The following is a 6,759-nucleotide window of genomic DNA, read 5'->3' on the forward strand; positions in this document are numbered from 1 at the left end:
ATGCATGCGGGCCACGGCCTGACGCACGTCGGCCACGGCGCGCGCGGTGACCGCGCACGAGTTGATCAGCAGCACGCTTGCATCGGCGGGGTCTGCCGCCTCTCGCCAGCCGCGCGCCAGCCATGCCTCGCGCACGGCCTCGGTCTCGTACTGGTTGATCTTGCAGCCCAGCGTCAGCGCGAAAAAGGCGTGGCCGCTCATGGGCGCGCCCCGTTCAGGGCCTGCGGAACCACCATTCCCCCCATCGGCACGCTACTGCCCTCCGCCCGGCAAGATGGACATGCCCAGCATGCGGGCTACCAGCCCGTCCGGGGTGGTCAGGTTGGGCAGTTCGGTGCCGGGCCGCAGCGAGGTGACCACGGCGCGGCCCAGGATGAACCGGCCCTCCTGCCCGCGTTCGCCGTCCTCTCCGCTGTTGTTGAACACGCGCAAGCCCCAGATGTTGTGGAACATCACCGGGTGGCCGTCGTATTCGCCAAGGTACAGGGTAATGTGCCCCTTGAGCCACAGCAGGGTCAGGAAGGGCACGCCCTGCGTGCGGATGATGGCTTCCTTGCCGTCGGGCGAGGCCTTGCCGAAATCCACGAACCGCCCGGCTCTGGCCTGCGACGCGGAGTTGCGCGGCAGCCAGATGCCGAAGGGGGCGAACAGGTCGCGCAGGGTGGCCGAGCAGTCGCGGTCCTCGTACATGCCGCCCCAGCCGTAGGGCTGGCCCATCATGCGGTTGCCGATTTCGGCCATGCGCGCGGGGGAAATGACCAGCGGCTTCATGGCGGCGTACCCGGCGGGCAGTGTGGATTGCCCCAGCACGGCGCGTCCGTCGGCATCGCGCAGGGGCACCAGCACGGTGAGCCCGCCCGGCGATTCCACGGCCACGGGGAACACAGCGCCGATGTGCGCCGTGGCGATGAACGCCTGATTGGGGCTGGTCAGGGCCACGTCGTCGCGCAGCACGGCGGCGTAGCGGCCATTCTGGTACAAGGCGCGGAAGGTGGCGTCGGCAAGGGCCACGTGTTCGGCGGGCACCCAGCCGGAGGCGAAGCCGGTTTCGCAGTACAGCCAGGCCCGGTCCAGCGACACGTGCGAGACGAACACCGGGGTGCCGGTCCACACGGCGGACCGCTGGAGGTCGTCAAAGGGATAGCCCTGTCCGGCCTTGTCGGGATTGGCGAACGAGGGGCGCAGGGTGGGCAGTTCGCGCAGGGCGGTATTGCGCACGATGATGCCGCGCTCCGCCATGGCCGGGAAGGACGGGGCATCGCAGTTGGCCACCAGCGCGGCGAAGCGGCTGGCGTCCCACGGCAGCAGGTTTTCGGCGTGGCCGCGCGTGCGCCCGTCCTTGGTCAGGTAGGGGGCGGTACGGGCCACCTCGGCAATGGTCACTCCGGTGCGGGTCTGCAACCACGGGGCGAAGAAGCGGGTGTTCCAGCGCTGGTCCTGCGCGGCCTGGGTGGCGGCGTCCAGCAGTGGGCTGTCACCGCCCGCGCGGACGGCGTACACGGAAAGATCCTGCGGATGACGCTCCAGTTCGGTGAAGCGCGGCGGCGCGACCTCGCGCGGTCCGCGCCCGGCGCAACCGGACAGAAACAGCGCGGCCAGCAGCAACACGACCAACGCTGTGACAAGGGAACGCGCGGCGCCGGACGACTCGCGGCGGGCGTGCACGGTGGATATTATCTGCGACATCTTCATTCTCTCCCTGTTCTCGGCAAACTGCTGGCCGGGGTATTTCTTACCCTCTCGCACCTTGCCCCGCGTGAACCTGCCGTTTCTGCACGACCTCTTGCCTCACGCCATACACCACAATTGAAAAGTTTGCTGGGGGGAAGGGGGTTCGGGGGAAGGGGGGAAGCTTTTCAAAGCTTCCCCCCTTCCCCCGGTACGCTTTTTCCCCTTCAAAAATCTTCGTCATTCCCCCAACGCGTTACCCCACCCCCACACCAAGCGCCAACCGCCGGGCAAGGCGGGTATGTCGCTTGTGCATGCGGTTGTTCTTGACGGCCATGGCCAGGGCGCGCGGTTCGCCCACCAGCACCACCAGACGCTTGCCGCGCGTGACGCCGGTGTAGATGAGGTTGCGTTGCAGCAGCATGTAGTGCTGGGTCAGCACGGGGATGACCACGGCGGGGTATTCGGACCCCTGCGACTTGTGCACCGAGATGGCGTAGGCGGGCACGATCTCGTCCAGCTCTTCCCAGGCGTAGGGCACGTTGCGCTCGTCAAAGCGCACGGTAAGCTGGCGCTCCTTGGGGTCCACCAGACAGATGCGCCCGATGTCGCCGTTGAAGACGTCCTTGTCGTAGTTGTTGCGGATCTGCATCACCTTGTCGTCCAGGCGGTACTGGCGCTCGCCGCGCTGCACGCACAGGGTCTGGCCGTTCAGGGCCTGTTGCAGGCGCATGTTCAGGTTGCCCGCGCCCACCGCGCCCTTGTGCATGGGGGTAAGCACCTGGATGTCGTTGACCGGATGCAGGCCGAAGCGGCGCGGGATGTGGTCGCGCACCAGTTCCACGATCATCTCCACGGCCTTCTCGGGGTCGTCCTGCCGGATGAAGTAGAAGTCGGACAGCCGGTCGCGCGAGGATTCCAGCGGCGGCACCTCGCCGTGGTTGATGCGGTGGGCGTTGCAGATGATCTCGCTTTCGGCGGCCTGCCGGAACACTTCCACCAGTTCCACCACCGGCACCACGCCCGAGGCGATGACGTCGCGCAGCACGTTGCCCGGCCCCACCGAGGGCAGCTGGTGCACGTCGCCCACGAAGAGCAGCGTGGCGCCCAGCGGCACGGCCTTCAGCAGGTGGTACATGAGCATGGTGTCCATCATGGACGCCTCGTCCACCACCAGCAGGCCGCAGGCGAGGGGGTTGTCCTCGTTGCGGGCGAAACCGTCCTCCTTGGGGCTGTACTCCAGCAGACGGTGGATGGTCTTGGATTCGCGCCCGCTGGTCTCGGACATGCGCTTGGCGGCGCGGCCCGTGGGCGCGGCCAGCAGGATCTTGGCGCGCGTTTCGGCAAAGACCTTGATGATGGCGTTGATGATGGTGGTCTTGCCGGTGCCGGGGCCGCCGGTAAGCACCATGACCTTGGAGCGGGTGGCGGTGCGCACGGCCTCCAGCTGCTCCGGCGCAAGGGTGATGGACAGCTTGGCCAGCACCTCGGTGATGACCGCCTCCGGGTCCTCGAAGTGCACGGCTTTCGGCGAACGCAGCACCCGTTGCAGATAGTAGGCGATCTTGGTTTCGTAATGATGGTAGCGGGAAAGGAACACGCCGAGTTCGCCGTCCATTTCCTCGATGACGATGCGCTCCTCGATTTCGAGGGTGCGCAGGGCGTCTTCCACGAGGTCGGCGCGGATGTCCAACTGGTCCGAGGTGTGGGAGATCAGCGTATCGTGCGGCACGTAGACGTGGCCGTCGTCGTTCAGGCGTTGCAGGGTGTACAGGGTGCCCGCCTCTGCCCGCAGTTCGCTGTCGCGCGAGAAGCCCAGCTTTTCCGCGACGATGTCGGCGGTGTGAAAGCCGATGCCGTGGATGTCCATGGCCAGGCGGTAGGGATTCTCGCGCACCACCGCCAGGGCCTGCTGCCCGTAGTGGCGGTAGATGCGCACGGCATAGGCGGTACTGACCCCGTGCGGTTGCAGGAACATGATCAGATCGCGGATGCCCTGATGGTCGGACCAGCCCGCCTTGATGCGCTCCAGCGTCTTGCCGCCCACGCCGCTGACCCGCAGCAGCCGGTCCGGCTCCTCGTCCAGCACGCGAAAGGTGTCCTCGCCGAAGGCATCCACGATGCGCGCGGCCATGGATTCGCCCACGCCCTTGATGAGGCCGGAACCGAGATAATGGCGGATGCCCTCCACGGATGCGGGCAGCAGGTTCTCGTAGTTTTCCATGGAAAACTGCCGCCCGAAGCGCGGGTTGTTCACCCAGCGGCCCATCAGCTTCAGCGATGCCCCCGGCTGCGGCGAAACCATGTGCCCCACCACGCTGATCATGTCGCCCTTGGGCAGCGGGCGCAGGCGCAGCACGGTGTAGCCGTTTTCCTCGTTGTGGAAGATGACGCGGTCGAGCACGCCGGAAAGCTGCTCCGGTGCGTCCTGCGCCTCCTGCATGGCGGCCAGCATGGGCGCGGCCTTGCCTAATGCGGCGGACGCCGGGGGGCCGGATGCGGTGGGGGCGGACTGCGGACCGGATGACGCGCCGGTCTGCGCATCCGCAGGCGCTTGCCGGGCGGCGGAACGGGAAATTCGGGAGGATCGCGGGTTGCGCGGGTCGTGCTGCATGGAGTGTCCGGTTGGGGGGCGAAAAGGGCGGGCCGGGAAGCGTCAGGGTGGTATGCTTCCGGGCGGCATGCGGTTGGACGGCACCCGTTCTGGCGGGCGCGGAGCGCGGCGCAAGCCGCCATGGCCGATACCGGCGGCAGCCACGAAATGCCGCAAGTTCTGCAACAGCCCCTAGCCGCTCGTGCCGCACCCGTCAAGGATGACGCGGCAATCGGGCCATCGGGCGGGGTGACGTCGCAGGCACGACGCCTCCACACATCGGGCGCACGGCACCCATGCCGCCATTCCGCCCGGTCTTTCAGCCTGACTGCTTCAAAATCTAATTGTATCCCTGACCAGCGAATGCCAAAAAGATGAATGAGGAACAAGCCTTCGCATGTGTTCCGGACGCCGCGCGCGGGCATGCGGCACCGGACATGCAGCAGGAACACACGCCTTCGACAGGACAACCGGATACGGGCTCTCCGTTCCGGCCACACATGCGGGCGAAACACCGCCATACCGGGGCATTCCATGCGCACTACACGCCTGATCGTTCATGTGCCGCTGGCACTGCTGGCCTTGGCCCTTGTTCTTTGTGCATCCGCCACATGGGCGGAAGCGCCCGCCGCCAACTTCCGCACGGTGTCCGGCGCGGTCACCGTGGAACGGGCGGGCAGCAGTTCCGTTCCCGTGCCGGGCGACCCTTTGCTGGTGGGCGACATCCTGCGCACCGGCCCGGACGGCAAGGCCGGGGTCAGCTTTCAGGACGGCACGCGCATCGCCGTGGGGCCGGGTTCGGAACTGAAGGTGCAGTCCTACCGTTTCGTGCCGCTGGAAAAGGACTACGATTTCGACGTGTACATGCAGCGCGGCGAGGCGGCCTATTCTTCCGGTCGGCTGGCCAGGCTGGCACCGGAAGCCGTCAGGTTCCGCACGCCGCAGGCCGCCGTGGGTGTGCGCGGCACCCGTTTTCTCATCCGCGCCGAATAGGGGGGCACCATGCGCACGCTGTTTTCCATCCTTCTGCTGTGTCTCGTGCTGGGGGCCTGCGCGCCCAAGACCACCGTGGTGCTGGTGCCCGACGACGACGGCGGCGTGGGCCGGGTGGTGGTGAAGGCGGGCGGGGCCGAACAGCCCCTGGCCGCAGCCAACGAATCCACCCAGGTGACCGACAAGCCTGCCCCGCCCAAGGTGATGTCGCAACAGGAGATCGACCGCATCTTCGGCAGTACCGTGGCCGCCATGCCGGAACCGCCCAAGAGCTTTCTGCTGTACTTCCCCACCGGCTCCACGGAGCCGGAACCCGCATCGCGCCCGGCGCTGGACGAGGCCGCCGCCGACATCACCCGCCGCGCCGTGAGCAACGTTTCGGTCATCGGGCACAGCGACAGCGCGGGCGATCCCGCCGCCAACCAGAAGCTGTCCATGGCCCGGGCAGAGGCCGTACGCCGCATGCTGGAAGCGCGCGGGGTGCCCGCCAGCGGCGTGGCGCTTTCCGGCCACGGGGCCAACGACCCGCTGGTGCCCACCGCCCCCGGCGTGGCCGAGGCCAGGAACAGACGGGTGGAAATCCTGGTCCGTTAATATCTTCGGACACGGCACCTCATGACCACGCCCGTCAAATCCGCATCACGCCTTGCCACCATTTCGCGCCAGCGGCTGGTGGCCGCCGTCACCGTGGCCGGGCTGCTGCTGGCCGCGCTGTTCTGCCTGGCAGAGCCGGAACTGGTGCAGCTTGCGGACAACCGCATCCTGGACGGGCTGGCCAGCCGCATGGCGCACGGCCCCGCTCCCGATCGGGTGGTCATCGTGGACATCGACGAGGAAAGCCTGGCCGTGGCGGGGCAGTGGCCATGGCCGCGCTACCTCACCGGCGACATCGTGCGCCGGGTGTCCGCCGCCCGGCCCATGGGAGTGGCGGTGGACGTCCTGTTCTCCGAGCCGGACCGCACCTCCATCGCCACCATCCGCCATGCCTTCCGGCGCGACTTCGGGCTGGACATCGCCATCAGCGGCGTGCCCCGCGGCATGGAGGACAACGACGCCTACTTCGGCAGCGTGCTGGCCGGGGCGGAAGCCGTGGGTGCGGTGCTGCACCTGTTCGACCTCGTCACCACCGACCCGGAAAACCTGCCCCGCCCGGTGCACGTGACCGGAGAAACCACGGCCATCGCCCCGGCGGAGTCCACCGGCATATTGTGCAACACCGGCCCCATCCAGACCGGGCTGGCCGCGTCCGGATTCATCAACGTGGAAAAGGACGAGGACGGCAGCATCCGCCGCGTTCCCCTGCTGCATCGCTTTCAGGGGCAATACTACCCCAGCCTGGCCCTTGCCCTGTTCATGCAGGCGCGCAACCTGCGGGAGGTGCGCGTGGAAACGGACGCGCTGGGGCCGGTGCTGGTGACGGGCGAAACGCGCATACCCGTGGACCGGGCCGCGTGCATGCGGCTGCGCTTTGCCGGTGGCGCGCGGGCGCACCGCTTCGTCCCGGC

General features: G+C 67.9%; 5 protein-coding genes and 1 pseudogene. 3 read left to right on the forward strand and 3 right to left on the reverse strand.

What is annotated here, in order from left to right; genetic code table 11:
* The 3 genes and pseudogenes from FVW27_RS04430 to recD2 form a co-directional block, all read right to left on the reverse strand.
* A pseudogene (locus FVW27_RS04430) lies at positions 1-201 on the reverse strand (tRNA (N6-isopentenyl adenosine(37)-C2)-methylthiotransferase MiaB); the annotation flags it as partial.
* Positions 202-252: 51 nt separating this feature from the next.
* Positions 253-1,686 (reverse strand): NlpC/P60 family N-terminal domain-containing protein, encoded by a 1,434-nt coding sequence (locus FVW27_RS04435; RefSeq protein WP_208294625.1) that lies wholly within the window; start codon positions 1,684-1,686, stop codon positions 253-255.
* Between the two features lie 238 nt (positions 1,687-1,924).
* On the reverse strand, positions 1,925-4,111 hold the full coding sequence (recD2, locus tag FVW27_RS04440; protein WP_208294626.1) for an SF1B family DNA helicase RecD2: 2,187 nt from the start codon (positions 4,109-4,111) through the stop codon (positions 1,925-1,927).
* A gap of 684 nt (positions 4,112-4,795) precedes the next feature.
* On the opposite strand from recD2, the gene FVW27_RS04445 reads away from it, so the two are divergent.
* From FVW27_RS04445 to FVW27_RS04455, 3 genes are all read left to right on the forward strand, one after another.
* Positions 4,796-5,254, forward strand: coding sequence for a FecR family protein (locus FVW27_RS04445; RefSeq protein ID WP_167123088.1), 459 nt, complete (start codon positions 4,796-4,798; stop codon positions 5,252-5,254).
* Between the two features lie 9 nt (positions 5,255-5,263).
* Positions 5,264-5,848: an OmpA family protein gene (locus FVW27_RS04450; RefSeq protein ID WP_167123090.1), complete on the forward strand. Its 585-nt coding sequence runs from the start codon at positions 5,264-5,266 to the stop codon at positions 5,846-5,848.
* A 21-nt stretch (positions 5,849-5,869) separates the two neighbouring features.
* Positions 5,870-6,759, forward strand: an 890-nt coding sequence (locus FVW27_RS04455) for a CHASE2 domain-containing protein (RefSeq protein WP_167123092.1), incomplete at its 3' end; no start/stop codon positions are given.

The organism is Nitratidesulfovibrio liaohensis (genome assembly GCF_011682075.1).
Lineage (GTDB): Bacteria > Desulfobacterota > Desulfovibrionia > Desulfovibrionales > Desulfovibrionaceae > Cupidesulfovibrio > Cupidesulfovibrio liaohensis.

Coding starts and splice junctions, on each gene's coding strand:
- FVW27_RS04435 (WP_208294625.1), bottom strand. CDS start 1,686: ATGTCGCAGATAATATCCACCGTGCACGCCCGCCGCGAGTCGTCCGGC.
- recD2 (WP_208294626.1), bottom strand. CDS start 4,111: ATGCAGGAGGCGCAGGACGCACCGGAGCAGCTTTCCGGCGTGCTCGAC.
- FVW27_RS04445 (WP_167123088.1), top strand. CDS start 4,796: ATGCGCACTACACGCCTGATCGTTCATGTGCCGCTGGCACTGCTGGCC.
- FVW27_RS04450 (WP_167123090.1), top strand. CDS start 5,264: ATGCGCACGCTGTTTTCCATCCTTCTGCTGTGTCTCGTGCTGGGGGCC.